Origin of the sequence: Mycobacterium scrofulaceum (assembly GCF_002086735.1) — a bacterium.
Lineage (GTDB): Bacteria > Actinomycetota > Actinomycetes > Mycobacteriales > Mycobacteriaceae > Mycobacterium > Mycobacterium scrofulaceum.
In genome coordinates this window covers 1-1,190 of the sequence record NZ_MVIJ01000144.1, presented here as the reverse complement: position 1 = coordinate 1,190, position 1,190 = coordinate 1, and the positions used below count along the sequence as shown (strand labels likewise).

Sequence of the window (1,190 nt, the reverse complement as noted above, 5' to 3'; positions counted from 1 at the left end):
CCGGTGGGCCGGGGGCGGTGCGGGCGGACTGGTGTCGATGTCGTCGTCAGTGGTCATGTCGGCGACCGTAGGAGCCCGAACTGAAGTGGACCTGAAGAAAGTTGACCGCCGCGACCGATGCCCGGCAGACCGCTTCAGGTTCGTTTCAGCCGCGGCGTCGACAATGGGGTCATGACGAATTGCCCGCGGACGGCCGCCGGCCGGTTCAGCGTCGGCGCGCCGCGGGTGCTGGTCGTCGAGGATTCCGAGACGATCCGCGAGATGGTCAGCGAGGCGCTCAGCGACGTCGGCTATCACGCCGTGGGCCGCCGCGACGGCGACCGGCTGGAGGAGGCCCTGGACGGGCTGCGGCCGGACCTGGTGGTGCTCGACGTCATGCTGCCGGGCCGTGACGGCTTCGCCCTGATCGACGTGATCCGGGACTGGGGCGAGGTCGGGATCGTGTTGATCACGGCCCGCGACGGGCTCGAGGACCGGCTGCGCGGCCTGGACGGCGGGGCGGACGACTACGTGATCAAACCGTTCGAGCTGGCCGAACTCGTGTCGCGGGTCGGCGCGGTGTTGCGCCGGCGCGGGCGGCTGCCGCAGGTCATCCAATTCGGCGACCTGATGCTCGACACCGACGCCGGGGTGGCCGCGCGCGCCGGGCGGCGGCTCGACCTGACCGCGACCGAGCTACGGCTGCTGTCCTTCCTCGTCGAGCAGCGTGGCCGCATCGTCAGCGCCGCCCAGATCCTGACCGCGGTCTGGGGATACGACGCCTACGATCCCAACCTGGTGCAGGTGCACGTGAGCGGCCTGCGGCGCAAGCTCGAAGCCCACGGGCCGCGGATACTGCACACCGTGCGCGGCATCGGCTACCGGCTGCAGCCCCAGCGCTCATGACGACCCGCACGCCCTCCCTGCAACGCCGGGTGACGCTGGTGGTGGTGGCGTTGCTGGCCCTGCTGCTGGTGGCGCTCGGCGTCACCATCGACGTCAGCCTGGGCGTGCTCGCCCGCAGAAGCCTGCACGACCGGCTGCTCGCGGCGGCGTCGCGCGCCGAGGCGCTGGACGCCGCGCACACCTCGCCCGACCTGCTGGTCGCCGAACTCAATGGCGGCGGCGTGCGCGCGTTGCTGGTCACCGCCGACGGCGCGACCTACGGAGATCGCGGCATCAGCCCCGACACCGTCGCCGGTCCGACGGCC

At 72.1% G+C, this 1,190-nt stretch carries 1 protein-coding gene and 1 pseudogene; both read left to right on the top strand.

Going from position 1 to position 1,190, the window contains the following annotated elements; all coding sequences use genetic code 11:
* Positions 1-171: 171 nt before the first annotated feature.
* On the top strand, positions 172-885 hold the full coding sequence (locus tag BST44_RS29160; protein WP_083180048.1) for a response regulator transcription factor: 714 nt from the start codon (positions 172-174) through the stop codon (positions 883-885).
* Positions 882-1,190 (top strand): annotated as a pseudogene (locus tag BST44_RS29155) (two-component sensor histidine kinase); the annotation flags it as partial. The gene BST44_RS29160 and the pseudogene BST44_RS29155, both read left to right, overlap by 4 nt.